A 26,599-nucleotide genomic window follows, 5' to 3' on the forward strand; every position below is an offset into this window, starting at 1 on the left:
TTCATTCACCGCGACAATGCTTAAATTGTCATCTCTCTGTGGTAGATTCCTCGCGCATTTATGGGAATGCGTAGTCACTTATTCTTTATTTATCTCTTTTGGCAAAAGTATTCAGCGACATGAAAAAACAACGGAACGTGAACTTATTGTTGATGCTGGTGTTACTGGTGGCCGTCGGGCAGATGGCGCAAACCATCTACATACCGGCGATTGCCGATATGGCAAAAGATCTGAGCGTCCGCGAAGGTGCGGTACAGAGCGTGATGGCAGCCTACCTGCTGACCTATGGTGTTTCGCAGCTGGTTTATGGTCCCCTGTCCGATCGCGTCGGGCGTCGTCCGGTCATTCTGGTGGGCATGAGTATTTTCATGGTGGCGACGGTGATTGCCATTACCACGCACAGCCTGACCGTCCTGATTGCCGCCAGCGCCCTTCAGGGCGTGGGCACCGGCGTTGGCGGGGTGATGGCGCGTACCCTGCCGCGTGATATGTATCAGGGCACCCAGCTTCGTCACGCCAACAGTCTGTTAAATATGGGCATTCTGGTCAGCCCGCTGCTGGCGCCGCTGATTGGAGGTTTGCTGGATACCGTCTGGTCCTGGCGCGCCTGTTACGCCTTCCTGCTGGTGCTGTGCATCATTGTCACCTTCAGCATGGCGCGCTGGATGCCTGAAACCCGTCCACAGGACGCGCCGCGCACGAAGCTTATCGCCAGCTATAAAACGCTGTTCGGTAATGGGGCATTTACCTGTTATCTGTTGATGCTGATCGGCGGTCTGGCGGGCATTGCCGTGTTTGAAGCCTGTTCCGGCGTGCTGCTGGGCGCGGGTCTGGGCCTGAGCAGTATGGTGGTGAGCATTCTGTTTATTCTGCCGATCCCGGCGGCGTTCTTCGGCGCGTGGTTTGCCGGACGTCCGAACAAACGTTTCTCTACCCTGATGTGGCAGTCGGTGATCAGCTGCCTGCTGGCGGGTCTGATGATGTGGATCCCGGGGCTGTTTGACGTGATGTCGGTCTGGACGCTGCTCATCCCGGCGGCGCTATTCTTCTTCGGCGCGGGAATGCTGTTCCCGCTCGCCACCAGCGGCGCGATGGAGCCGTTCCCGTTCCTCGCAGGCACGGCGGGCGCGCTGGTGGGCGGTTTGCAGAATATCGGTTCCGGCGCGCTGGCCTGGCTTTCGGCTATGATGCCGCAGACCGGGCAGGCGAGTTTGGGTTTACTTATGACGCTGATGGGGTTGCTGATTTTGCTGTGCTGGCTGCCGCTGGCGTCGCGCGTCCCGCATCACGAACAGCCGGTTTAACCGCATGATGGCCCGGCTTTTCGCCGGGCTTTTCACAGACGGGCGCAATCATCGCCTGCAATAACGGCTCCGGTGCAGGCCGCCACGCCCCCTCTTCCCCGTCGTAAAACTGAAAATCCGCGTTCAGCGCGTACGGGATTTTCGCGTGTTGCAGCTCGCAGGCCATAAACGTGGCAAACGCCATCTGCGAGGCGGTTGGCGTCAGACTTTTCGATTCCCCCACGCCCCAGCCGCCAACCCAGCTCACGTGCCCGGTTTTTTGTTGCCAGTGCAGCGCGGCGTTGATGCGGTTACGGATAGCCGCTTTCTCCGCCACGGTTCCGGACGTCCACGGGTACTTGCCGTTCGTTTTCAGCGGACCCCAGGGAAAAATATGCCACTCCGCCAGCAGGTAATTCTGGCTGTGCGCGGGCAGCTTCAGGCTGGATAAATCCTCCGGCGCGGCGCGCAGACGAGGGGCGATAAAAATCATGCGGCTGGCATCAATGGCGTGAATGTCTTTGATCGCTTTCTCATACACCCGGTTGAGCGAAGCAATATTGTGGTTGAGCTTGTCCGCCGGTTCGTAGATCAGGTCAAACCCCAGCAACGGCGAACGCTGACCAAAATAGTGCGCCACGGCTATCCACCAGTTGATCACCGCGTCTTCGGTATCCGCTTTCGGGTCGTTTTTATATTCATCAGCCTGATAAGCGATGATGGGGATGACGCCGTATTGCTCGCAGGCCTCCACCAGCTTGCGCAGGTGAATCAGCCGCGCTTCCGTGGGTTCGCCCGCCACCCGAATACGGACATGGTGTATGCCTTTCGCCTGGAAATCACGGACCACCAGCGGATCGAATTCGCGGATACCGCGCTCCGTGCGCGCCCAGTCGACATCCATCCCGACCCCCAGCATCTGCGCGTAACGGGCAGCCGTCAGGGGCGGCTCAGCAGCACAGGCCCAGCCGGAAGCGATCGCTAACATGGTGACAATCAACGGCTTTAACACGACGCCCCTTGCAAATCATCAAATGCTTTACTCTGTATTTAGCATGCTTTTTCACAATTGGTGTAGAGTCAGAACGAACTAAATTCTGAGACAGATTATGAAAACGACTGACCTTACCAGCCTCATCGACCGGTTTCCGCTGCTGGCGGATTTGATCGCCCTGAAAGAGACCACCTGGCGTAACCCACGTACCACCACGCTTGCCGAAGGATTGCCGTACGTTGGATTGACCCGCGCCGACGTGGACGACGCCCACGCGCGTCTGCAACGTTTTGCACCTTACCTGGCGAAAGCGTTTCCGGAAACGGCGGCCAGCAACGGGCTTATCGAATCTGAGCTGGTCGCGATCCCGGCGATGAAAACGCGTCTGGAGCAGGAGTCTGGCGCGACGATCCACGGCACGCTGCTGCTGAAAAAAGACAGCCATCTGCCGATTTCCGGCTCCATTAAAGCGCGCGGCGGTATTTATGAGGTGCTGGCCCATGCGGAAAAACTGGCGCTGGAAGCCGGGTTGCTGCGCCTCGAAGACGATTACAGCATTCTGCTGGAGCCACGCTTTAAAACCTTCTTCAGCCAGTACAGCATTGCCGTTGGCTCAACCGGCAATCTGGGGTTGTCCATCGGCATCATGAGCGCGCGCATCGGCTTTAAGGTCACGGTGCATATGTCTGCCGACGCCCGCGAATGGAAAAAAGCCAAACTGCGCAGCCACGGCGTGATCGTGGTGGAATATGAGCAGGATTACGGCGTGGCGGTGGAGCAAGGGCGCAAAGCGGCGGAAAGCGATCCGAACTGCTTTTTTATTGATGATGAGAACTCACGCACGCTGTTCCTGGGCTATGCGGTGGCAGGTGAACGCCTGAAAGCGCAGTTTGCCGAACAGGGCCGCGTGGTGGATGCCGATCATCCGCTGCATGTCTATCTGCCATGCGGCGTCGGCGGTGGCCCCGGCGGCGTGGCGTTTGGCCTGAAGCTGGCCTTTGGCGATAACGTCCACTGCTTCTTCGCGGAGCCAACGCACTCGCCGTGCATGCTGCTGGGCGTTTACACCGGGCTGCACGATGAAATTGCCGTGCAGGATCTGGGCATTGATAACGTGACGGCGGCAGACGGGCTGGCGGTAGGCCGCGCGTCCGGCTTCGTGGGCCGCGCGATGGAGCGTCTGCTTGACGGGTTCTATACCCTCTCGGATCAGAGCATGTACGACCTGCTCGGCTGGCTGGCGCAGGAGGAGGGGATTCGCCTGGAGCCGTCGGCGCTGGCGGGGATGGCCGGGCCGCTGCGCGTGCAGGCGGATGCCAACACCACGCACCTGGTCTGGGCGACCGGCGGCGGCATGGTGCCGGAAGACGAGATGGCGAAGTACCTGGCGAAGGGAAACGCCTGATCGTCAGCCGCTCTGTCGCAGCTGTTTCATCAGTTCAGCAGGCGAACGTTGATGCCTGATGAGGTCGCGCATGGCCCGCATGTACGGCGCGCTGTGAAAAAAGAAATCACGGTAGCCCGCGCACAGCACGCTTTTACCGTTCAGGCGATGGCGGGGGCAGTCGCCATTGCACAGGCCGATAACCTGACAGCGCTGGCACTCCGCTGCCAGCGTACGCTGTTTATCTTCGCCAAACGCGCGCGCCGCATCGCTGTCGTTGAGCGTCGCCAGGGGCGTCTGGTGAATATTTCCCAGCCGGTACTGCGGAAAGACGTAATGATCGCACTGGTACAGATCGCCGTTCGCCTCCAGCGCAAAAGCATGTCCGCAACGCCCGGCCAGCGCGCACATTTGCGATGGATAGCCGCGCCAGACGCCGAGCGTGGAGTCAAACAGCTGCACAAACACGCGGCCAATATCTTCTCGCACCCAGATATCGAAAACGGTCTTCAGAAAGTGGCTCCACTGCACGTCGCTGACTGACTCAGGATTACCGTGCTCCACCAGCGGGATAAACTGCACATAGGGGGTGCCGAGGTCGCGAAGATAGCGGTAAAGCCGCTCCGGCTGGCCACTGTTCTGTCGGTTAATGACCGTCAGCAGGTTAAACGACACCTGATGCGCGCGAAGTTTGTCTATCGCCGCGATGACTTTATGGTGAGTAGGGCCGCCGCTGCGGCTCACACGGTAAGCGTCATGCAACTCCGCAGGGCCATCCAGCGAAATACCGACCAGCCAGTCGTGCTCGCTCAGGAACGTACACCAGGCGTCGTTAAGCACGATCCCGTTGGTCTGAAAAGCATTAACGATCCGTTTTCCGCGAGCGTGCCGTGTCTGCAACGCCACCACGCGACGAAAAAAATCCAGCCCACAGAGCGTGGGTTCTCCGCCCTGCCAGGCAAACTGCACCTCCGGCCCCGGCTGCGCATCAATGTGCTGCTGAATAAATGCGTCCAGCGTGACGTCATCCATCATCGGCTGCTGAGGTTTAGCGATATAAAAACAGTAACGACAATCCAGATTGCAGCGTGAACCCGCTGGTTTGGCCATGACCTGACATCCTGTCATGCAATATCCCTTATTAAGCTAATGAGGTGATGAACATGACCAGCAGCAAACAGTAAAGCCAGAGAAAACACTGCGAGGGAGATCAAAAATTTAGATCTCAACGTGCGGGAGGCAGAAAAATCATAGTGCGAGACGTCCATCCGCGTACGGCTGCGGGTGTAATACCACAGGAGCAGCGCCACTGCCGCGAGAATGCCGAGTGCGGCCCAAAACAGCGGGCCTGCCTGCTGCCAGTTATGCCTGACTGCCAGCACCATCAGCGCACCATAACCCAGCAGCGTGCGCAGCCAGGCCAGCGAGGTTCGCTCCGGCTGAAGGCCGGGGTCCGCTTCCCGCCGCGCTTTGCGGCTATCCGGCATACAACACCAGTAACATCACTACGCCCGCAACCATCAGCAAAATGGTACTGATAATGAGCAAGCCGCGCGTGTAGGGGAGATCCTGCTTCAGACGCATCGCCTTTTCATTTTTCAGCCAGCGCAGATAGCCGTAGATCGCCAGCACGCCAGCAATCAGGCACAGCAGCAGGGCCAGCACTTCGCGAATCAACGGGGTGGCAAAATCGGGGGCGAGCTGATCAAGGCCGACGCCTGCGGCCAGAAAGCCCAGGGCGGTGCGGATCCACGCCAAGAACGTGCGTTCGTTAGCCAGTGAGAAGCGGTAGTCCGGCGCTTCACCGAGACGGGAAATGTTCATCAAGGTTCCTTGTCGTGCTGCATGCAGGCTTCAGCATAGCGTAATTCAGCCAGGACAAGGAGACCGGCATCAGGCGATGCCGGTCAGAAAGATTAGTGCAGCTCTGGCCAGTAATCCTTATTAGCTTCAATCAGATCGTCCAGAATCGCCTTCGCCACCGATGCGCTCGGTACGGTTTTCGACAGGGTAATCGCCTGCCAGAGTTTCTGATACGAGCGCTGCTCCCAGGCGTCCACCACCAGTTTTTCCACCGCCACCTGCTGGCTCATCAGCCCTTTCTGGAAGTGCGGAATATCACCCACGGTCAGCGGCTCCGGTCCGTTGTGGCCGACCAGACACGGAATTTCTACCATCGCGTCGGCGTCAAAGTTATGGATAGCCCCATTGTTAGGCACAATCAGCAGCATGCGTTCCTGGGTGTTAAAGGCAATCGCGGTCGCCAGATCGACGATGTACGACGCATGTTCGTCGATTTCCAGTTCACCGGCAGAAGAGTGACCGGCTTCGATAATCGCCCGGCATGAACTGAATACATGCTTCTCACGGTGATCCATCACCTCATTGGCGCGGGTCCGTTCCGGATTAGAATGCGCGACCACATAGTCCGGGAACAGGTAATACTTCAGGTAGGTGTTCGGCATGGTGTCCGGATCCAGCGCCTGTACGTCTTTGGCCTTGGCGAAGGTATCGTTCCAGCTAGCTTCAGTATGCGCATCTTCCGAAGGCGGAACATAGCCGTTTTTCGCCACGTATTCGCGCAGTTTCGGCATCAGATCGTTGCCGTTCAGATCTTCAATCGACGTCCACCAGCCGAAGTGGTTCAGACCGTAGTAGCGCACGCGCATCTCTTTACGGTCTTTCAGGCCGACGATTTGCGCCATACGCCCTTCAATGCCGATCGGCATGTCGCAGATGTTGAGAATTTTCGCGTTCGGACGCAGGCGGCGCGTGGCTTCCGCGACAATCGCCGCCGGGTTGGAGTAGTTCAGCATCCACGCGTTCGGGGAGTACTGCTCCATGTAATCCACCAACTCCAGCACGCCGCCGATGGAGCGCATGCCGTAGGAGATGCCGCCCGGCCCGCACGTTTCCTGGCCCAGCACGCCGTGGCGCAGCGGGATTTTTTCATCTTTTTCACGCATGGGGTATTTGCCAACGCGAATATGCGCCATCACGAAATCCACATCGGTAAAGGCCGCTTTCGGATCGGTGGTGTAACTAAATTCAATCTCCGGCGCCTGCTCCTTAAGGATGATTTTGCACGCCTCGGCGATGATCTCCTGACGTGCTCCGTCATTGTCATAGAACTTCAGCGCACGCAGCGGGAAACGGTCACGGTTGGCTAACAGCATCAGGACGATACCAGGCGTGAATGTACTGCCGCCGCCTGCAATAACAACTGAGAATTTTTTCATGATATAGCCTCTGTCAGAGTGGTTTGTTCGTTTGTTAAAGGGGTTTTCATCAGCGATTCCAGCTGGTCGCGCACCTGAGGAACGTGCAGACCGACAATCACCTGAATGCCGTTGCCGCGCCGCACCACACCGTGTGCGCCCAGGGCTTTGAAGACGTCGTCACTTTGGGTTTTCGTCATATCCACCAGGGCGATACGCAAGCGGGTGGCGCAGTTATTGATACTTTCGATGTTTGCTGCGCCGCCGAGCGCCTGTAAGAACCCAGCGGCCTGCCCGACCTGTTGGCTGCCTGCCGCCGGGGCGGTGGTTTGCCCGCGCGCGGCCTTATAGTCGGCTTTGTTGTAGAGTTTGATTTCGCTCTCTTCCCGGCCCGGCGTTTTGAGACTCAGACGTTCGATAAGCGTCCTGAAGACCACGAAATAGAGAGCGGTGAAGCAGAGGCCGATGCCAATCTGGGTGAATACCGTCGAGGCGTGGTTATGGAACATCGGGATCCAGTTTTGCGGCAGGAACTGGTCCAGCAAACCGCCCCCCATGTTCCCCACCACCCCGAAGGTATACATCACCGTCGCCATCGTTGCGGCCAGCACGGCGTGGATGGCAAACAGCAACGGCGAGATAAACAGGAAGGTGAACTCCAGCGGTTCGGTAATGCCCACCAGCACGGCGGTAAGCGTGGCCGGGACCAGCAGGCCCGCCACCTTAACGCGGTTCTCCGGCGACGCGGTATACCAGATAGCGAAGGCAATCCCGATCGAGCCAAACACTTTTGAATTGCCGTGTAGCGCGAATCCGCCCTCCGGGAACAGCGTTTTCAGCGGCACAGTGCTCTGGCTGAATTCCTGAAGGTGCTGTGCCCAGTAGACCTGAATGCCGCCTTCTACCGCAGCCGGGCCGAAGATAAACGGACCGTAGACAAAGTGGTGTAATCCGGTTGGGATCAGAATGCGTTCCAGGAAGGTATAAACCCATACGCCCAGCGCGCCAGCGGTACGGAGAAAGGCCTGCAACGACTCAATGCCCATCTGCACTTTCGGCCACCCCAGCAGCGTCAGCCAGGCGCAGGGGATCATGACGAAGAACGCGAGGATAACGACAAACGAAGTGCCCTGGAAAATCCCCAGAAAGACCGGCAATGGCTTGTCGAAAAATCGGTTGTGGAGGGCGGTGACGAGCCCGGAAATGATAATCGCCCCGATGATGCTGGTATCAAGCGTTTTGATTCCGGCAATCATCGCCAGCCCGCTCCCGGCAGTGGGTTCAGCAGAGAAGTCGACGCCAAAGAAGTGGCCCCAGGTCATCCCCATCGCATTGATAAAATAGTTCCAGGTCAGGAAGCTAATCAGCACCGCCAGACAGGCGCGGCCCTGCGCCTGCTTTGCCAGGCCAATCGGTAAGCCGACGGCAAAAATCAGCGGCATATTACGGAACACCGCCCAGCCGCCCTCTTCGATGATGTGAACAATTTGCGCAAACAGATTATCAGGCGCGGTTAAGGCCTCGCCGACAAACAGCGGGTTGCGAAGCATGATGGCGATCCCAACCACGATCCCGGCAAAGGGAAACAGCAAAACCGGGGTGAACATGGCGCCGCCAAAGCGTTGTATTTGACTGAGCATTTTTAAATCCTCATGAAACAACCTGTAGGGGATAGAGGCCTTTATGGTTTTTTACTGGCCTGAGGTGAGCATAAGAACTTACTGATACGGCAACATGGTATGCCGCTGCGATTCGTGATCGCATTCATGGTTTTATTTTGACCAATCAGGTCTACTTTTTGCTGTAAATATGGACATGTCAGGACACAATCCACGCCCTGATAAGGGCAGAGAGGTCTACTGGTGATCTACAAATCAATTGCCGACAGATTGCGGCTGCGGCTGAACTCGTCGGACTACAACATCGGCAGCCCGCTGCCCGGCGAAAAAGCGCTGGCGCAGGAGTTCGGCGTGGCGCGAATGACCATTCGAAAAGCGTTAGACCTGCTTGTGAGTTGGGGGCTGGTTGAGCGGCGGCACGGCAGCGGGACGTTTGTCTCGCGCAAAGACGTTCATCATGAAACGACTAACCTGACCGGGCTGGTGGAGGTGCTGCGTCAGCAGGGAAAAGAGGTGCAGAGCAAGGTGTTGCAGTTTGAAGTGATGCCCGCGCCGCCCGCCATCGCCAGCCAGCTGCGGATTCAGGTTGATGAGCGGATCTATTTTTCAAGGCGGGTGCGTTACGTGGACGGCAAACCGCTGATGCTAGAGGACAGCTTTATGCCGGTGAAGCTGTTTCGCAATCTTTCCCTGGCGCATCTCGAAGGGTCTAAGTTTGATTACATCGAGAAGGAGTGTGGGATCACTATCAGCGGCAATTACGAGAGTCTGACGCCGGTGCTGGCAGATAAACAGCTGGCCGGTTATATGAATGTGCCGGAACAGACGCCGCTGCTGCGCATCACCTCCCTTTCCTACAGCGACAGCGGCGAGTTCCTCAATTATTCCGTGATGTTCCGGAACACCAGCGATTACCAGGTGGACTACCATCTGCGGCGCATCCACCCGGAAGACTTATTAACCCATCCCCCGGAACAGCAACGGTAACGCACCAGAGCAGATTTATATCAGCGTGCGCAATTCATCGAAGGAAAGAATACGGCCACGATAGCCCAACCCGGAATCAATATTGTATATCGACACCCCAATATTATTGTCGGTATCGAAGACGAAGAAGGACTGCTCGGCGCCAAAATAGACGTTGAAATTATCATCTCCCACGTCAAATACCGATGAAGTAAGCTCGCTTCGCTGACCAGTAATGTGGAACTGATCCAGCCGCTGAACCGTCCTGGCAGATAAATCAACGGCCAGCACGGTGGGTAAAGAATCCAGTGCCGCCGCAGTATAAGCGACTGGCGGCGATTCAATAATACGCACCAGTTCATTCCCCTTTTCATCGGCACAGGAGTTATTGTTAAACAGAGAAATGACGATTTTATTATCACCTCGCCAGGCATCATATTGACGATTTTTGGTAATAAACACGGCGTGCTCACCGTCAGGATAGGTGAAATTATCGGCATCGACCACGCTCAGATTGAGCGCGCTATTGAGGGTGGGGAAAGCGGGATTATCAATAATCCACTCTGGATCGCCCGAGTCAATATTAAGGCCAATAATGGTACAGCTTGAGCGGGAATTGATCATGAGCTGATTGGTTTGCGCGATATACTCCAGGCTGTTGAAATGTACGTCATTGGTATCGGTATTATCCAGCACCGTGGCCCCCATAAACTCGGCGGTGTAGTCACGCTGCCAGAGCAGCGTTCCGCTGGCGAGATCGTACCGGTAGAGCATGCACTCCAGCTTTTGCTGGTCGCTCCAGCCGTCCAGCAGCGAGCCTAACATCCACAAGTTGCCCTTGCCGTCGGTTGTCAGGTCGTGGTGAAAGCCATAGCCCGCCGGTGCGGCAAGGGTTTGTGTTACCTTTCCGGCAAGGTTAAAGCGGTAGAGCGTGGGGGCAAAGGCATGTTTATCGGGATCGTAGGTTTCACTGGCCAGCGCTGACCACAGCGAATTGTCGATAATTTTTAAATTACCGTACATCCACGGGAACAGACCCGTAATGCGTAAATCGCCGTTAATATCGTAGCCATTCCACTCGCTGGTCACAAACCAGCCCTGACCCAGCGTATTATCCGCCATGTCCCGATCGTCAATATTGATGGCTAACGTTAAGGCCACATCGCCATAATCCTGGCCCTCAGTGGAGATCGTGAAAACAGAAGTTTGTGTCTCTCCTTGTTCCGTGTAAAGCGTCAGCGTCACGGTATTGGCATAATTCGCATAGAGGCCGACAACGGTGACTTCGGGATTAACAGCGTAACGATCGCTGGCATAATAAAAATCCACATTACTGGACTTACCATGAACGGTATAATTAAATTTTACCGGCTGATAATAATCTATTTTAATAAGCGCACTGAGCTTATTCTTATCATAAGGGTTAACAATTACTGTAGAGGTTGCTTTCATTACAGAGTCCTTAGTTTGTGCTTAACATCGCTGGTGTATTGACGTCTTCACCCACAAACCTATACCTCGTTTTAATTGTATTTTGTGGAATAGCACACAAATAGATCGTTTTTTGCAAATTCATACTAATTAATCAGCAATAAAAACACTAAAATAAATCATTACACATAAATATATTCATCGATGAAATATAATCCCGATGAATACACGTTACGCCTGTTATTCACATTCATAGATTATATATAAATAATTAATTAAAAAATTCCAATAAATCACTGGGGTTTATAGCTTGCTATTTTTGCAAAGACACTCACAAAAAATCATATTTAATCTTCTAATGACTAATTTTGATTACTAGTATTCATCCCGTCATCAACAGCAGTGAACGGGATGTAATTATCTGGATAAAAATATCACGGAGGTTAAGTCGAACATGTTTTCTGAATTTATTGCCATAATACAATCTTTTTTGACCGAGCCTGCAATCTTAATAGGCTTGCTGGTCGGTCTGGGGTACGCACTCGATAAAAAATCACCGATAAAAATTATTACCGGCATGGTAAGCGCCATGGTGGGATTAATGATGGTGTTATTCGGTGGTTTTCAATTCTCGGCAACGTTTAAACCTGTGGCTGATGCTGTCAGCCAGTCTTATGGTATTCATGGCTACCTGATGGATTCCTACGCCATGAAAGCGGCGACCCAAATTGCGCTTGGCGATAATTTCGGTTTTGTCGGCTATGTGTTTGTGCTGGCCTTTTTTACCAACCTGCTGCTGGTGCTGCTGGGCCGTTATACGCGGGTCAAAGGCATCTTCCTGACCGGTAATACCGGCGTATCCCACTCTCAGGCTGTGCTGTGGCTCATCGTCTTCTGGCTGGGCTTAGGCTGGGTCCCCTCAATTATTATCGCCGGGATATTAACCGGGTTGTTCTGGGCTTTCGCCACGACGCTGATCGCGAAACCCATCGCCAAAATTACCAATAATGCGGGCTTTACCATCGCCCATAATCAGATGCTGGGGATCTGGTTTTTTTCTAAATTCGCCCATTTGTTCGGCGATGCGGAAAAACAGGATGCCGAGAATATGAAACTGCCCGGATGGCTGGCGATTTTTAACCATAACGTCACCTCTATCGCAATCGTCATGACGCTGTTTGTCGGCGGTTTTTTACTGACAACCGGGATTGATAACGTCCAGGCGATGGCGAAAGGCAAGCCCTGGTATATCTATATTATTAACCTCGGGCTGCAATTCTCCATGTATATGGTGATTTTGCTTCAGGGCGTGCGCATGATGGTCGGCGAAATTAATGCCTCTTTTAAAGGCTGGCAAGACCGTCTTATTCCTGACGCCATTCCGGCTGTCGACGTCGCGGCGCTGCTCCCCTTCTCACCGAATGCCGCGACGCTGGGATTTATCTTCTGTACCTTCGGCACCATATTTTCGATGGGTATTCTGCTTATCACCAAAAGTCCCATTATGGTGTTGCCGGGTTTTGTGCCGCTCTTTTTCTCCGGCGGTCCTATTGGCGTATTAGCCAACCGATTAGGTGGTTACCGCTCCGTTATTATTTGCACCTTTCTGCTGGGAATGATTCAAACCTTTGGCACGATCTGGGCCATTCCGCTTACCGGCCTTGCTGCCGAGGGAGTGGGCTGGACCGGTATTTTTGACTGGGCGACATTATGGCCCGCCATTTGTGAAATCCTTAAGTTTATTGCAGCCACATTCCACCTTGGGCCTTACGCGGGCTAAATCCCTTCACCTTTAAAAGGAACGTGTGATGAAAGAAAGAATTAATATTCTGTTTGTTTGCGGCTATGGCGTTGGTAGTAGCGTAATGTTACAGACGGTCGTGAAAAAAGCGTTAGCAAAATACAATATTGCTTTTGAGATGGAGCATACCGCCGCGGGCGAGGTGGGCGGGTTTACCGACTGGGCCGATATCTATGCAATATCGAAAAAACTCATTGATGTGGTCAGTCTCGATCCGCGTCACGGGCAATATCTCATCCCGATCGAAAATATTATGGACGGCGAAACGATCGGCAAACAGATCTACGCGGTTGTAGAAGAACATTTTCCGCATCTGATCCCGTCTCGCTAAGGAGCGCAGATGAAAGCCATTATTCTGCTCTTTGATAGTCTGAATAAACATTATCTGCCGCCCTACGGAGACGTTATTACCCAGGCGCCAAATTTCCAGCGTCTGGCGGCGCACGCGGTAACGTTTAATAACAGCTATGTCGGCAGTATGCCGTGTATGCCCGCCCGCCGTGAATTACACACCGGGCGGTACAACTTCCTCCATCGCGAATGGGGGCCGCTGGAACCGTTTGACGACTCCATGCCGGAGTTGCTGAAAAAAGCGGGCGTGTATACGCACCTTATCAGCGATCATCTGCATTACTGGGAGGATGGCGGAGGTAATTACCATAATCGCTACAACTCCTGGGAGATCGTGCGCGGTCAGGAGGGCGATAGCTGGAAAGGAAGCGTTGCCGATCCGGTTATCCCGGAGGTGCTGCGCGTACCGCAGAAACAGACCGGCGGCGGCGTGTCCGGGCTGTGGCGCCAGGACTGGGTAAATCGCGATTATATCCGCGAGGAGGCCGATTTCCCGCAAACTCGCGTCTTTGCTGCTGGCTGCGAGTTTATCGAAAAAAACCATTCGCAAGATAACTGGCTGTTGCAGGTCGAAACCTTCGATCCGCACGAACCGTTTTACACCACCGAAGAATACCTCTCGCTGTATGAAGATCCGTGGGACGGGCCTCACTACGACTGGCCGCGCGGCAAGGTGGAGGAGAGCGCGGAGGCGGTAGAACATATTCGCTGCCGCTATCGTGCCCTGGTGTCCATGTGCGATCGCAATCTGGGCCGCATCCTTGACCTGATGGACAGTCACGATCTCTGGCGCGATACGATGCTGATCGTCGGTACCGACCATGGTTTTCTGCTGGGAGAACATGGCTGGTGGGCGAAAAATCAAATGCCGTACTACAACGAAGTGGCGAATAACCCGTTATTTATCTGGGATCCGCGCCACGCCAGGCGCGCAGAGCAGCGTGATTCGCTGGTGCAGATGATTGACTGGGCGCCGACTCTGCTGGAGTTCTTCAGGCAGCCCATTCCCGCAGACGTACAAGGGCAACCGCTAACGCCGGTTCTGCAAGATGACACGCCGGTGCGTGACGCCGCGCTGTTCGGCGTTTTCAGCGGCCACGTCAACGTCACGGACGGTCGCTACGTCTATATGCGCGCCGCGCTTCCCGGGCGTGAAAATGACATCGCGAATTACACTCTGATGCCGATTAAGATGAACACCCGCTTTGATGTGGCCGAACTGCACGCCTTAACGCTGGCGCCTCCCTTCCGTTTTACCAAGGGCGTCAGTACATTGCGCATTCCGGCCAAAGAGAAATATAAGGGGATTAATCGCACTGGCCATCTGCTGTTTGATTTATACACCGATCCGCAGCAGTTGAACCCGATAAAGGATGACGCGATCGAAGCGCGTATGATTGCCCTGCTGGTGCGCCTGTTGCACGAGAGTGACGCGCCGGCAGAGCAGTTTGTCAGGCTGGGCTTATCCGGCTAGCCCATCCCCCAGAACAGCACCGCCAGTAACTGCGGTGTGATGATGCGCAGAAACATCACCAGCGGATAAACCGTGGCGTAGGACAACGCCGCCGCGCCGCTGGTGGTGTGCAGGTTATTGGCGAACGCCAGCGCGGGCGGGTCGGTCATAGAACCGGCCAGCATGCCGCACAGCGTGAGATAGTTCATTTTAGCGAACATACGCGCCAGTATCCCGACCGTTATCAGCGGAATGGCGGTAATAAATATGCCGTATCCTATCCAGCTCATCCCTTCGCCGTTGACCAGGGTATCGACAAAATCGCCGCCGGATTTCAGCCCCACCACCGCCAGAAACAGCACGATGCCTAACTCCCGCAGCGCCAGGTTAGCGCTCGGGGGCATAAACCAGTAGAGCTTGCCAATAGAGCCGATACGCCCGAGGATCAGCGCCATAATGAGCGGCCCGCCTGCCAGTCCCAGCTTCAGCGCTACCGGGAAGCCGGGCACGTACAGGGGGATGGAGCCAAGCATGACGCCAAGCCCGACGCCGATAAAGACCGGCAGCATCTGCACCTGCTGGAGTTTTTGCTGTGCGTTACCCACCATGTTGGCTACGGCATCAATGGATGACGGACGCCCAACGAGGTTGAGAATATCACCAAATTGCAGGCTGGCATCCTGGCTGGCTACCAGCTCGACGCCAGCGCGGTTAAGCCGCGAGATCACCACGTCGTAACGCTCTTTCACCTGCAAATCGCGTATTTTCTTGCCCAGGACCTTCTCATTGGTCACCACCACCCGCTCCACGCGCATGTCTGTTCCACGGGTTGAGAGCGAGGTATCCACCTCCTGACCAATCACCAGCCGGGCATTGTTTAAATCCGCCGGTTGCCCAACCAGATGCAGGAGATCGCCGTGCTGAATAAGGGTGTCAGGTGAAGGCACCATCAGCGTGTCATCACGTTTCAGACGGGAACAGATGATGGTCGCGCTGTTCAGAATGGGAACATCCTGGATCGCCATATTGTTCAGGTTGGGGTTTTCAACACGAATGTTGATGGTTTTAATGAGTGCATGGCCGTTGGTCAGCGTGCTTTCATGCTCCTTCGCCTCGCGTTCGACGTTAATGCGGAACAGCACGCGCACCAGCCACATTGAGAGCAAAATACCGCAAATGCCAAACGGATAGGCCATGGCGTAGCTCATCCCCATCTGATCGACGACATCAGCAGGGATACCCAAATCGCGCAGAATTTGCTGGCCCGCCCCAAGCGCGGGCGTATTAGTAACAGCGCCGGAGAAGATGCCCAGCACGACGGGCAGCGGAATCGCGAAGAGTTTATGCAGAATGGCGGTCACCAGCCCCCCCATCACGACGATGCCGAAGGCAAAGAGATTAAGGCGTAAACCGGAGACGCGCAGGGAAGCGAAGAAGCCCGGTCCTACCTGAATACCGATGGTATACACAAAGAGGATCAGGCCGAACTCCTGGATGAAATGCAGCATATCGGCGCTGAGCACCCATCCAAGCTGGTCGGCAAAATGGCCGACAAAAATCCCGCCGAACAGCACCCCGCCGATGCCAAATCCGACGCCGCGGATTTTGATATTCCCCAGCCATAGCCCCACTACCGCAACAAGGGCCAACACGCTAACGGTTAACGCGATATCACTCATGATCCACATCCTGTGTATAACCATAGTTATCCTAAGGATTCTCTCAGAGCTGACGGCGGTTGTATGGGCGATGGCGCACAAAAAAGCCCTGCCGGGGCAGGGCTTCGTGCAGTCTGTGGGTATTGTCGGGTGGCGGCTACGCCTTACCCGACCTACAGGTTCGGCAGTTTTTGTGTAGCCTCTACCCGGCAAAAAATGTATTAGCTATTCAACGCCGGACGTTCGCTAATGGCGATGCGCTGCGGTGCAATGGCTTCCGGCACGTTACGGGTGAGGTCAATGTTCAGCAGCCCGTTAGTGAACGTCGCGCCAGACACTTCCATATGGTCTGCCAGGGTAAAGCTCAGGCTAAACGGCTGAGTGACAAGCCCCTGATGCAGCCATTTGGTCTCGGTATCTGGTTTTTCCGGCGACCCTTTCACGGTCAGGCGCGTCCCCTCAAGCTGGATGTCGAGGTCTTCCTGACGGAACCCGGCCAGCGCAAGCGTGATGCGGTAGTGGTTATCATCGCTTTTTTCGATGTTGTACGGCGGAAACGTCTGCTGTTCGGTTGCGCTTTGCAGCGCGTTAGCCAGTTTGTCAAAACCGATCCACTGACGCAGCAGGGGGGAAAAGTCATAGTTACGCATACTAAATCTCCTTCTGAGAAGCGAGTTCGGCACAGTTTAATTTTGTGCACAGTTGTTCCTGCAAACCCTTGCGGATTCGCATATGCTCCCTTTACGGCAAGCAAATTCAGGTGGGCCGCTTCCGCGACCCGCATAATTAGTTGATTTCGATACGGCGCGGTTTTTTCTCTTCCGGAATCACACGTTCCAGTTCGATAAACAGCAGGCCGTTCACCAGGTTCGCGCCCTTGACGTGGATGTTCTCAGCCAGCTGGAACTTGCGTTCAAAGTTGCGCTCGGCGATGCCCTGGTAGAGGTAGGTTCGTTCTTTCTGCTCCGCCGTATGGGAGCCTTTCACCACCAGCAGATTGTCCTGCGCGGTGATCTCCAGTTCGCTCTCTGCGAAACCTGCAACAGCAATCGCAATGCGATAGTGGTTTTCATCAACCAGTTCAACGTTGTAAGGAGGATAGCCGTTGCTCTGGCTCTGGTTGTTTTCTAAGTGGTTGAACAGACGGTCAAAACCAATGGCAGAACGGTATAGCGGAGAGAGATCGAAATTACGCATAGATAAAAGCTCCTGAAATCAGCGAGAAAATGTAGCCTTCCACCATGGACAGGCTTCTGTTTCCCCGAACACCCATCAGGCGTGTTCGTTATCGGGTTACATTCTTAAAATGGGTCTGGATACGGCCTTTTCAAGCCTGTTGATGAGAGATTTTTTTGCACTTTGCTGGTTGTCGCATAGACTCAGGGCACAGCACAAAGGGTTAAATTGCGATGGCGTCCACAGTGCGGAAGTTTTGGGCTGTCCATTTTAGACGCGCCTCGCTATAACCCTGAGTTGCAGGTCTATGCCGTGCTACTAATGATGACTGAGTGATGATGAGAAATGTTCTGATTAAGCTGGCGACGTTCAGCGGGGTTGTTTTACTTTGCGGGTGTTCGAGCGTGATGTCGCACACCGGCGGTAAAGAAGGAACATATCCGGGGACGCGCGCCAGTGCCGCAATGATCTCTGATGATGAGACAAACTGGGGTACCAAATCTCTGGCGATTCTTGATATGCCGTTTACGGCGGTTGCCGATACGCTTCTGCTGCCGTGGGATATGTTCCGCACCGACAGCTCAGTGCGCTCGCGGGTTGAGAAAAGCGAGCAGGACAATCTGGCGACCAATTCTGTCATCCCGCCCGCAGCGATGCCCCCACGCTAATTCTGTGCGGTTTCCGTTAGCCACAGCTGGCGGAAACCGTCCTTCTCTTCCATCCACGCAATAAAACGACCGTCCGGGGAAAATACCACAGCGTCAGCAGACGGCGGATTGCCGTGATCGGACGTCAAAAACGTTACGTCTCCGGTCTGCGCATCGCAGCTGGCAATGCGGCCTGCAAGCACAAACCCCAGGCTGTTGCCGGAAGGATGCCAGTTAAAGGCCGACTGAATACCACGCTCGGTGTGGGTCAACTGACGCGGTTCGCCGCCTTCAGGGGAGATAAGCCACAGCTGCACAACGCCGTTATCGTCCCGCATTAAAAACGCAATCTGCGTCCCCTGTGGATTACTGCGCACCCAGTGGCGCGGTACGTTCACCAGCCCCGGATACGCCTTCTGATGGGTGAAGGTTAGACGGCGTTGCATGACGCCCGCAGGCGGCGCGGGCATGGTATCAGGCGTTCCCTGCAATGGCGCGTCCCCAGCCCGTTTCCAGCCCTGCTCGTCTTTGGGGAGATCGACAATAAACAGCTCGGGCACTTTCTCGCCTTTCGCAGACAGGGTATCGCCGATAAACGCCAGCTTGTTGTTGCCCACCCAGCCCTCTTCATAAGCGCGGTTGATCTCATCGCTGCCCGGCTTCGGGTTCGGCGTAGTACGGCTTACCAGCACGCTCCAGAAGGTGCCAGCATATTCCCGTGGATGTTTCCCCTGTGGGTTCACCGGACCAAAAGGCGTCGCCACTCCGACGTTACGCAAATCCAGCTTCGGATCGCGCTCGTGCAACACATGGTCGTTATAAGTAAAGCTGACCCACTGCCCGTTCGGACTAAAAACGTGGACGTGACTGCCGCCACGCAGCGCGCCTGCCGTGTAAGGTGCGGTGATATCCATCGCGTCCAGATTGCGCACCTGGCCGTTTTGCGCGATCACCCCCTGACGATGGTGAAAATCATACTGCCAGTCTGCATCCGGGTGTGCCGGGCCGTGGATAAAAACATATTTTTCCTGCGCCGGATGCACGGTCACCACGCCGACATGCGCGCCATCAGTGGCACGGTAGATCACTTCCACCTCGCCAGTGCTGACGTTCACCCGCTCGATGGTGTCACCGGTAAATGACGCCCCGGACGGGCGCACATCATAGACGAGCCACTGGCTGTCCGGCGTCCAGGTGTTGATGTTGGTGAGCTGGTGGTTGCGGGAAGCGAAGGTGATTTGTTTCATGAAAATACCCTGATGCGCGGTTATCGCATCAGGGTAAAACATCCGAAGAGATTAGCCTACTCGTTTCACATCCCCCACCAGCAGGATGTAGGAGAGTGCCCCGATCAGCGCCACGGCAGAGATATACACCAGCGCCGGACCAAAGCCGTAGTCCTGTGCCAGGTAGCCGATGACCAGCGGCACGGTGATCCCGCCCAGCCCGCCAACGAAGTTAAACACGCCACCGGTGAGACCGATCAGATGCATCGGCGCCAGGGACGACACCAGCGACCAGGTGATGGAGGCAAAACCATTTCCGAAGAACGCCACCGCCATCAGGGTCATGATCCACACCGGATCGTTGGTGTAGTTCGCCCCCATGATACAGGTAGAGATCAGCAGCCCGCAGATAATCGGCGTTTTACGCGCAACGCCCAGTGAGAAGCCTTTTTTCACCAGTTTGTCCGCCAGCCAGCCCGAGAGCAGCACGCCGAAAAACGCCGCAAGGAACGGTACGGTGGTCATAAAGCCTGCTTTCAGTGCGGTAATTCCCTTCTCCTGGGTCAGATAATTCGGGAACCAGGTGAGGAAGAACCACAGCGTGGAAGTCACCGCGAACTGGCCCAGATAGACGCCCACCAGCTTACGGTGGAAGACCAGCTTCCAGTCCGCTCTGGTCAACGGCTGGCGCGCCTCTTTTTTCACCGGCGCATCGCCGTCCACCAGGCCACCGCCGTCGCGAATGTAGTCCAGTTCGGCTTTGGTGATGCTTTTGGTCAGGCGCGGCGGCTGATAAACCTTAAACCAGATCAGCGACCAGATAATGCCGATCCCGCCGGTGACGATGAACACCCAGTGCCAGCTCAGCAGCTCCTGGATCCAGATTAACAGCGGCGTCAGAAACGCCAGGCCCACAAACTGCCCGGAGGTATAGAAGCCGACGGCAGAGGCACGCTCATGTTCCGGGAACCAGCTGGTCACCATGCGGTTGTTGGTCGGGAACGCGGGCGCTTCAAACACCCCGGTGATGGCGCGCAGACCAATCAGCGACATCAGCCCGGTGGCGAACCCCTGGAACAGCGTCGCCACGGACCAGCCCAAAATGGCGATAAAGTAGGTCAGACGAGACCCCACGCGGTCAAGGAACCAGCCGCCGGGGATCTGGCAGAGCGTATAAAGCCAGGCAAATGCCGAGAAGACGTAGCCCATTTCCGCTTTGGTGATGCCAAACTCTTCCTGAATATGGGCCGATGCCACGGCAAGGTTGGCGCGGTCGACATAACAGATGACCACGGTAATAAAGATCATGATCAGCGTCAGGTAACGACGACGCCCGGTTTTTGCAGCAGTAACTGGAATATCCATCGCAATCTGTCTCCAGATTTTGGGCATAGCGAAGCCGCTCACCATGCCCTGTAATTTACAGAGGGTGTATTTGGTTTTTTTAATTAAAAACGTAAACGGAATGCGCTAAATAATTCGTGCTGGGGGAAGGCGGCAAGTTTTCGCATCCCCGGGAGCATACAAAAGTATGTGACCGGGGTAAGAAAACGCAGCCAACGCATCACCAGCGCGAAGTATGACGCGCATTTACCACTCGGCTACGGAACCGTCCTCATGACGCCACAGTGGGTTACGCCAGTCCGGCGCATTTTTACTCAGCTCAATGACTTTGGCTTCGTCGATCTCCACGCCAAGGCCCGGCTTCATTAACGGTTTAAAGAAACCGCCTTCCATGCAGAAGTCTTCTTTGTTTTTCACAAAGTCGAGCAGCTCCGCGCCCTTGTTATAGTGAATGCCCATGCTTTGTTCCTGGAACACCGCATTGCGGGAGACAAAGTCGACGTGCAGGCAGGCCGCCAGCGCAATCGGCCCAAGCGGACAGTGCGGCGCCAGCGCCACATCGTAAGCTTCTGCCATTCCGGCAATTTTGTAGCATTCGGTGATGCCACCCGCGTGGGAGAGGTCCGGTTGCAGGATCGCAATGCCGCCCGCTTCCAGCACGCGTTTAAACTCGAAGCGCGAGAACATACGTTCCCCCGCTGCGATGGGAATGTGCGTCTGTTCAGCCAGTTTCGGATAGTATTCCGCCTGCTCGGCCAGCACCGGCTCTTCGATAAACAGCGGGCGATACGGCTCCAGCTCTTTGATCAGCACTTTGGCCATCGGCGCGCTGACGCGGCCATGGAAATCCAGACCAAACTCGATCTCGTTGCCGAAAGCCTCGCGGATTTGCGCCACGGTATTCACCGCGCGGTCTACCGCACGTGAATTGTCGATAACGCCCATCTCTTCGCAGCCGTTGAGCTTGAAGGTGTCAAAGCCGATGTTGCGCAGTTGCCGGATACCGTCGATCACTTCCGCAGGACGGTCGCCACCGACCCAGCTGTAGGCTTTGATTTTGTCACGCACCAGGCCGCCCATTAGCTGCCAGACCGGGGCATTCAGCACTTTGCCTTTGATATCCCACAGCGCCTGGTCGATGCCAGCGATGGCGCTCATCAGGATCGGGCCGCCGCGGTAAAATCCCGCCCGGTACATCACCTGCCACAGGTCGTTAATGCGCGCCGGATCCTGACCAATCAGGTACTCGCCCAGCTCGTGCACCGCGGCTTCAACGGTGCGCGCACGTCCTTCAATCACCGGCTCGCCCCAGCCAACCACGCCTTCGTCGGTTTCGATTTTCAGGAACATCCAACGCGGGGGTAAACGGTACGTGGTGAGTTTGGTTATTTTCATTGCACTGCCTCTCGATACGCTTTCACAAATGCTGCCGCCTGCCGTGCGGTACGCTCTACGGGCTGCCCGGCACGATAGAGATCGCTGCCCAGCCCCGCGCCCACACAACCCGCGTTCATCCACTGCACCAGGTTTTCCGGCGTGACGCCGCCCACGGCAAAGACCGGCACGCTGGCGGGCAAGACCGCTTTCAGCGCTTTGATGTAATCCGGACCAAAGGCCGAGGACGGGAAAATTTTGAGCGACTGTGCGCCCGCATCGAGGGCAGTAAAGGCTTCTGTGGCCGTGGCGCACCCCGGACAGACGGTCATGCCGTACTCCACCGCCCGGCGGATCACCTCGGGGTTGATATTCGGTGTGACGATAAGCTTGCAGCCCATCTTCGCCAGTTCATCCACCTGCTCCGGCTGTAATACGGTGCCAGCGCCAATCAGCGCCTTATCACCGAACGCCTTCACAACTGCCGGAATGCTTTTTTCCCAGTCGGGCGAGTTGAGCGGGATTTCCACCGCGTCGAACCCGGCGTCGATCACCGCGCCAACGTGCGCTAAGGCCTCACCGGGCGTGATACCGCGCAAAATCGCGATCAGGGAAAGTTCAGTTTGCCACTGCATGAGCGATGCTCCTTATGCCTGCCTGAAATGCCGTGTCGCCTTCCACCGCAGCAACATCCCGTCCGATAGCGTGGAACGCCTGGCGGTAACGAGACGTCAGCGATGAACCCGCGACGAGCGTGATGGTCTGCTGCCCGGCGAACGTGTCGCTCAGGGTGGCGACTTCTGCGCCAATCAGCAGGCCGGACAGAAATTCGCTGACCTGTTCGCGCGGAAGGTTTCCCAGCACGTGCGAGGCGCGAACCTCAAAAAGTTGCGGCAAAATGGCAGGGGAGGCGATCCCGCGCTCAAGCCCGGCGGCAAACGCCTCCGGCGAAGGGGTCTGCTCCGGCAAACCGGCCCCCACCAGCGAATGCTTAAGCAGCAAATGGTGCAGTTCACCGGTCATCACGGTGCGAAAATCATGAATTTGCTCCGCATCCGCCTGGACCCATTTACAGTGCGTCCCGGGCATGACGTAGACAGCAGAAGGAGAAAGGGTGCGCGCCCCGAGCAGCTGCGTCTCTTCGCCGCGCATCACGTTATGGTTATCGTCGCGAGAGACGCATAAACCGGGAATAATCCAGACATTGTCGCCAACGGACGTTAACTGCTCGCCAATGGCAGTGAAATGTACCGGAACCGACAGATAAGGCGCGACCTTCCAGCCCACATTACTGCCAACCATTCCGGCCATGACCACCGGCGTGGTACCGTCGCGCCAGTTTTGTGTCACCTCTGCTAACACCGCTGCGGGGGATTTACCGTTCAGGCGCGTCACGCCTGCTTCTGATTGCCTGCTTTCCAGGCACTGCTCACCCTGGTAGAGCCAGGCGCGCAGATTGGTCGATCCCCAGTCAATTGCGATGTAGCGTGATGTCATGTGATTTCCTTCAACCTTCGTGTCGAGCTGGCGATCATGGTTAGCGCCGCCTGCTCTGCCGCATCGCCGTCCTGATGCCGTATCGCATCGAACAGCGCTTTATGTTCCTGAAGCGTTTTCGGCATGTTGGCCTCATCGCCCATCCAGGTACGTTCAAATACCGCTCGCTGTAGCGAGCTGATCGCTACGCTAAGCTGCTGTAACACCGGGTTATGCACCGACTGCAATACCGCCTCGTGGTAGCGAATGTCCGCTTCGTTGAACGCCTCCCGGTTCTGGTTATTGGCGATCATGTCGTTTAAAGCCGACTCAATCTGTGCCAGGTCACCTGACGTTGCGCGCTCTGCCGCCCAGCGGGCGATGGCCGGTTCCACCAGATTTCGCACCTCGCTCATCGCGCCGATAAGCCGTGGGTCGTAGTCGTTTTCCAGTACCCATTGCAGAACATCGGTATCGAGGTAGTTCCACTGGTTACGCGGGGCAACAAACGCGCCGCGATAGCGCTTCATTTCAATCAGCCGCTTCGCCATCAGCGAGCGGAACACTTCCCGGATGATGTTGCGCGAGGTTTCAAACTCTTCGCACAGTTCCGCCTCTGCGGGCAGCGGCGACCCGGGAACGTATTTGCCACCCACAATCTGAGTGCCCAGCGTGATGACAATGCGATCGGTTTTATTGAGTGTCATGGAGAGTCCTTGTGCTCTGTAAGTCCATCACTACTTTACCGCGACCGCTGAATTTCGCCTCACTTTTGCAGTACAAACGTGAGGCCTTTCGTCTTTGCCGTGGTGACAATGTAGTACAATCGTTTAATGTTGTACTACAATCCAGATCACAAAAAGAACAATTCGATAAATTCAGGGCCAAAAAAAGCCCCGGTGGATAACCGAGGCTGATGTTTTAAAGCACTTGTTACGACAGAACGAATTTCTCGATCGCCCAGGCAACACCGTCTTCCAGGTTGGATTTGGTCACGAAGTTCGCCACTTCTTTCACAGAGGGTATGGCGTTATCCATCGCCACGCCCATGCCTGCATACTCGATCATCGCGATATCATTTTCCTGGTCACCCAGCGCCATAATCTCTTCAGGCTTGATACCCAGCGCATCGGCAAGCGATTTCACGCCCGTCCCTTTATTGACGCGTTTATCGAGGATTTCGAGGAAGTACGGCGCACTTTTCAGCACGGTGTATTTCTCTTTTACCTCAGCCGGAATGCGTGAGATGGCTTTGTCGAGGATCGCGGGTTCGTCAATCATCATTACTTTCAGGAATTGCGTCGCCGGGTCCATTTTCTCCGCTTCGCAGAACACCAGTGGAATGGTCGCAACGTAGGACTCATGCACCGTGTAGTAGCTGATATCGCGGTTGGCGGTGTAAAGCGTATTACGATCGAGCGCGTGGAAGTGGGAACCCACCTCGCGGGAGAGTTTTTCCAGGAAACGGTAGTCATCATAGCTCAGTGCAGTTTGCGCCACCGTACTGCCATCCGCTGCCTTTTGCACCAGCGCGCCGTTATAGGTGATGCAGTAATCGCCAGGCTGGTTCATGTGCAGCTCTTTGAGGTAACTGTGCACCCCGGCATACGGGCGTCCAGTGGTGAGCACCACGTTCACACCTTTTTCGCGTGCGGCGGCGATCGCATTTTTAACGGCAGGAGAGATAGTGTGGTCTGGCAGCAGCAGCGTGCCGTCCATATCGATTGCAATGAGTTTGATGGCCATGAGGTCCCCGGGATAAATGAGTGCTACCTCATGCTAACGCGATTCGGCTCAAAAAACAGTAAAAGTGTCAGCGAGAAAGGGGGATGGGAAAAGGGGACTTCACTCCCCTATTAACCCCGGCGGTTCAGGCCCGCCGGGATCACGCCAGAAAAAATACTCAGGCAATCGTCTGTTTTTTACCTCCCAGCATCAACAGCACAGCGGAGCCGATGGCCAACGCGCCAACCAGGTAGAACGCGGAATAATATTGCCCGGTTCCTTGCACAATAAACCCGGTTAACATCGGCGCGAATACCCCTGCGAGATTAGCAAGGAAGTGGATAAAGCCGCTGACGGCGCCCACGTTATTGCCCTTCACCGTATCCTGAACGATAGCCCAGTAACATGATGTCGTAACATACATGGCGAACATCCCGACGGACATCAGTGCAATCGCCCCGTAGAGGTTAAGCACCAGCGCGGAGGCGGTGATGCATATCGCGGCGATGATCAGGCCAACAACGATAATTACCTTACGAGAAAACAGCAGGTTATTGGTCAGCTTGTAGATATAGTCAGAGATAAAGCCACCGGAGATCAGGCCGACAAAGCCCAGCAGCCAGGGCAGCACGTTGGCGATACTCATGTCGCGCATATTCAGGCCGCGCGCGTCCAGCAGATAGCTTGGGAACCAGGTCATAAAGAAGAACAGAATGTAGCTGTAGGCGAAAAAGGCCAGCGCGGTAAACAGGATGATCGGCTGCTTCAGGTAATACGAGAGCTTTTCATCCGGCTGGTCGTTCCCGGCTGTATCAGCCACGGTCCGGGCATCCGCCTCCTCTTTTGGCGCTTCGCTCCCCTTCGTGGCGATGAGCCAGACAACCACCCACACGAAACCGATAAGCATCATTCCAACGAACGTCATACGCCAGCCAAACGCCAGCGCAGAGGCGGCGACGATGGGCGCCGATACCGCGCCGCCCATCGGGTTACCTGAAAAAGAGACGCCGACAGCCCTGGCGCGCTCCCTGGCAGGAAACCACTTCACAATGGTTTTATTGGTTACTGACCCCATTGGGCCTTCCGCCGCCCCAAAAATAACGCGAATAATAAACAGGGAGGTAAAATTAAACGCGGCGCAGGTCAAACCGGCAAACAGCGACCATAACCCCATCGCGCCAGCAAATATGCGTCGTGGTCCATATTTATCAGCCAGCCAGCCGCCAACAAAACAGAACACCGCATAACCGATCGCGAAGCTACTAAAAATAAGACCCAGCTCAGCTTTATTGACATTCAAATCCGTCGTGATATAGGGGGCGAGAATAGATAATGCTGCCCGATCTATATAATTTATCATTGATGCAATAAAAAGGAGCACAAGGATAAAATATCGTCTTCCAGTATACATTTAATTCTCCAGGGTAAAGAGGTTTTACAGATGTATTTAGCTGTTATTGATATTCAAATGCA

At 55.4% G+C, this 26,599-nt stretch carries 25 protein-coding genes and 1 other annotated feature; of the genes, 7 read left to right on the forward strand and 18 right to left on the reverse strand.

Going from position 1 to position 26,599, the window contains the following annotated elements; translation table 11 throughout:
- Window positions 1–119 precede the first annotated feature (119 nt).
- A complete protein-coding gene (gene emrD / locus BH712_RS14395; protein WP_032673715.1) occupies window positions 120–1,304 on the forward strand; it encodes a multidrug efflux MFS transporter EmrD in 1,185 nt (394 codons plus the stop codon).
- On the opposite strand, the gene BH712_RS14400 is transcribed toward emrD, so the two are convergent.
- Entirely contained in the window at window positions 1,222–2,295 is a 1,074-nt protein-coding gene (locus BH712_RS14400; protein ID WP_045288432.1) for a cellulase family glycosylhydrolase, read from the reverse strand. The two genes, emrD and BH712_RS14400, sit on opposite strands and share 83 nt — an antisense overlap.
- A gap of 97 nt (window positions 2,296–2,392) precedes the next feature.
- Between BH712_RS14400 and dsdA the strand changes: the two genes are divergently transcribed.
- The gene (gene dsdA, locus BH712_RS14405; RefSeq protein ID WP_006808793.1) at window positions 2,393–3,682 is read left to right on the forward strand and encodes a D-serine ammonia-lyase; all 1,290 of its coding nucleotides are present in this window, start codon (window positions 2,393–2,395) and stop codon (window positions 3,680–3,682) included.
- 3 nt (window positions 3,683–3,685) lie between these two features.
- Here dsdA and BH712_RS14410 read toward each other — a convergent pair whose 3' ends face one another.
- The 5 genes from BH712_RS14410 to BH712_RS14430 form a co-directional block, all read right to left on the reverse strand.
- Window positions 3,686–4,789, reverse strand: a complete 1,104-nt coding sequence (locus BH712_RS14410) for an anaerobic sulfatase maturase (protein WP_157843634.1) — start codon at window positions 4,787–4,789, stop codon at window positions 3,686–3,688.
- Window positions 4,786–5,148 (reverse strand): DUF202 domain-containing protein, encoded by a 363-nt coding sequence (locus BH712_RS14415; RefSeq protein ID WP_006808791.1) that lies wholly within the window; start codon window positions 5,146–5,148, stop codon window positions 4,786–4,788. Before BH712_RS14415 ends, BH712_RS14410 begins: the two co-directional genes overlap by 4 nt.
- The gene (locus tag BH712_RS14420) at window positions 5,138–5,485 is read right to left on the reverse strand and encodes a YidH family protein (protein WP_001027451.1); all 348 of its coding nucleotides are present in this window, start codon (window positions 5,483–5,485) and stop codon (window positions 5,138–5,140) included. Before BH712_RS14420 ends, BH712_RS14415 begins: the two co-directional genes overlap by 11 nt.
- Window positions 5,486–5,577: 92 nt before the next feature.
- Entirely contained in the window at window positions 5,578–6,900 is a 1,323-nt protein-coding gene (locus tag BH712_RS14425; RefSeq protein WP_006808790.1) for a 6-phospho-alpha-glucosidase, read from the reverse strand.
- The gene (locus BH712_RS14430) at window positions 6,897–8,519 is read right to left on the reverse strand and encodes an alpha-glucoside-specific PTS transporter subunit IIBC (RefSeq protein ID WP_006808789.1); all 1,623 of its coding nucleotides are present in this window, start codon (window positions 8,517–8,519) and stop codon (window positions 6,897–6,899) included. Before BH712_RS14430 ends, BH712_RS14425 begins: the two co-directional genes overlap by 4 nt.
- A gap of 222 nt (window positions 8,520–8,741) precedes the next feature.
- Between BH712_RS14430 and BH712_RS14435 the strand changes: the two genes are divergently transcribed.
- The gene (locus tag BH712_RS14435; RefSeq protein ID WP_006808788.1) at window positions 8,742–9,485 is read left to right on the forward strand and encodes a GntR family transcriptional regulator; all 744 of its coding nucleotides are present in this window, start codon (window positions 8,742–8,744) and stop codon (window positions 9,483–9,485) included.
- Window positions 9,486–9,500: 15 nt separating this feature from the next.
- Here the strand turns inward: BH712_RS14435 and BH712_RS14440 are convergent, their stop codons facing one another.
- Entirely contained in the window at window positions 9,501–10,916 is a 1,416-nt protein-coding gene (locus BH712_RS14440) for an aryl-sulfate sulfotransferase (protein WP_006808787.1), read from the reverse strand.
- A gap of 433 nt (window positions 10,917–11,349) precedes the next feature.
- Here BH712_RS14440 and BH712_RS14445 point away from each other — a divergent pair, with 433 nt between their 5' ends.
- Genes BH712_RS14445 through BH712_RS14455 form a run of 3 tightly spaced genes read left to right on the forward strand, consistent with a single transcriptional unit; the run spans window position 11,350 to window position 14,521 of the window.
- Window positions 11,350–12,675, forward strand: a complete 1,326-nt coding sequence (locus BH712_RS14445) for a PTS sugar transporter subunit IIC (protein WP_006808786.1) — start codon at window positions 11,350–11,352, stop codon at window positions 12,673–12,675.
- A gap of 28 nt (window positions 12,676–12,703) precedes the next feature.
- Window positions 12,704–13,027, forward strand: coding sequence for a PTS sugar transporter subunit IIB (locus BH712_RS14450; RefSeq protein ID WP_006808785.1), 324 nt, complete (start codon window positions 12,704–12,706; stop codon window positions 13,025–13,027).
- Between the two features lie 9 nt (window positions 13,028–13,036).
- Window positions 13,037–14,521, forward strand: coding sequence for a sulfatase (locus tag BH712_RS14455; protein WP_006808784.1), 1,485 nt, complete (start codon window positions 13,037–13,039; stop codon window positions 14,519–14,521).
- On the opposite strand, the gene BH712_RS14460 is transcribed toward BH712_RS14455, so the two are convergent.
- The 3 genes from BH712_RS14460 to ibpA form a co-directional block, all read right to left on the reverse strand.
- Window positions 14,518–16,179 (reverse strand): putative transporter, encoded by a 1,662-nt coding sequence (locus BH712_RS14460; RefSeq protein ID WP_032673479.1) that lies wholly within the window; start codon window positions 16,177–16,179, stop codon window positions 14,518–14,520. The genes BH712_RS14455 and BH712_RS14460 overlap by 4 nt on opposite strands.
- 200 nt (window positions 16,180–16,379) lie before the next feature.
- Window positions 16,380–16,808, reverse strand: a complete 429-nt coding sequence (gene ibpB / locus BH712_RS14465) for a small heat shock chaperone IbpB (RefSeq protein ID WP_006808781.1) — start codon at window positions 16,806–16,808, stop codon at window positions 16,380–16,382.
- Between the two features lie 136 nt (window positions 16,809–16,944).
- The gene (gene ibpA / locus BH712_RS14470; protein ID WP_006177605.1) at window positions 16,945–17,355 is read right to left on the reverse strand and encodes a small heat shock chaperone IbpA; all 411 of its coding nucleotides are present in this window, start codon (window positions 17,353–17,355) and stop codon (window positions 16,945–16,947) included.
- Window positions 17,349–17,422: a sequence feature (ROSE (Repression Of Heat Shock gene Expression) occurs in the 5'-region of heat shock genes and acts as an RNA thermometer to modulate expression.), on the reverse strand. (Overlaps the previous gene by 7 nt.)
- A 247-nt stretch (window positions 17,423–17,669) precedes the next feature.
- Here ibpA and BH712_RS14475 point away from each other — a divergent pair.
- Window positions 17,670–18,002 carry a YceK/YidQ family lipoprotein gene (locus BH712_RS14475; RefSeq protein ID WP_006808780.1) on the forward strand — a complete coding sequence of 111 codons (333 nt, stop codon included), beginning with the start codon at window positions 17,670–17,672 and terminating at the stop codon, window positions 18,000–18,002.
- Here BH712_RS14475 and BH712_RS14480 read toward each other — a convergent pair.
- From BH712_RS14480 to BH712_RS14515, 8 genes are all read right to left on the reverse strand, one after another.
- A complete protein-coding gene (locus tag BH712_RS14480) occupies window positions 17,999–19,228 on the reverse strand; it encodes a YidR family protein (RefSeq protein ID WP_197347201.1) in 1,230 nt (409 codons plus the stop codon). The genes BH712_RS14475 and BH712_RS14480 overlap by 4 nt on opposite strands.
- 51 nt (window positions 19,229–19,279) lie before the next feature.
- Window positions 19,280–20,617: an MFS transporter gene (locus BH712_RS14485; RefSeq protein ID WP_006808778.1), complete on the reverse strand. Its 1,338-nt coding sequence runs from the start codon at window positions 20,615–20,617 to the stop codon at window positions 19,280–19,282.
- 180 nt (window positions 20,618–20,797) lie between these two features.
- Window positions 20,798–21,946 (reverse strand): galactonate dehydratase, encoded by a 1,149-nt coding sequence (gene dgoD, locus BH712_RS14490; RefSeq protein WP_006808777.1) that lies wholly within the window; start codon window positions 21,944–21,946, stop codon window positions 20,798–20,800.
- Window positions 21,943–22,560 carry a 2-dehydro-3-deoxy-6-phosphogalactonate aldolase gene (locus BH712_RS14495; RefSeq protein WP_006808776.1) on the reverse strand — a complete coding sequence of 206 codons (618 nt, stop codon included), beginning with the start codon at window positions 22,558–22,560 and terminating at the stop codon, window positions 21,943–21,945. The genes dgoD and BH712_RS14495 overlap by 4 nt, the downstream gene beginning before the upstream one ends.
- Entirely contained in the window at window positions 22,544–23,422 is an 879-nt protein-coding gene (locus BH712_RS14500) for a 2-dehydro-3-deoxygalactonokinase (RefSeq protein WP_006808775.1), read from the reverse strand. The genes BH712_RS14495 and BH712_RS14500 overlap by 17 nt, the downstream gene beginning before the upstream one ends.
- A complete protein-coding gene (dgoR, locus tag BH712_RS14505) occupies window positions 23,419–24,108 on the reverse strand; it encodes a D-galactonate utilization transcriptional regulator DgoR (protein WP_003861109.1) in 690 nt (229 codons plus the stop codon). Before dgoR ends, BH712_RS14500 begins: the two co-directional genes overlap by 4 nt.
- 226 nt (window positions 24,109–24,334) lie before the next feature.
- Window positions 24,335–25,147 carry a sugar-phosphatase gene (gene yidA / locus BH712_RS14510; protein ID WP_006808774.1) on the reverse strand — a complete coding sequence of 271 codons (813 nt, stop codon included), beginning with the start codon at window positions 25,145–25,147 and terminating at the stop codon, window positions 24,335–24,337.
- 157 nt (window positions 25,148–25,304) lie between these two features.
- The gene (locus tag BH712_RS14515; protein ID WP_006808773.1) at window positions 25,305–26,537 is read right to left on the reverse strand and encodes an MFS transporter; all 1,233 of its coding nucleotides are present in this window, start codon (window positions 26,535–26,537) and stop codon (window positions 25,305–25,307) included.
- Between the last annotated feature and the right edge of the window lie 62 nt (window positions 26,538–26,599).

This window comes from Enterobacter hormaechei ATCC 49162, assembly GCF_001875655.1.
Taxonomy (GTDB): Bacteria; Pseudomonadota; Gammaproteobacteria; order Enterobacterales; family Enterobacteriaceae; genus Enterobacter; species Enterobacter hormaechei.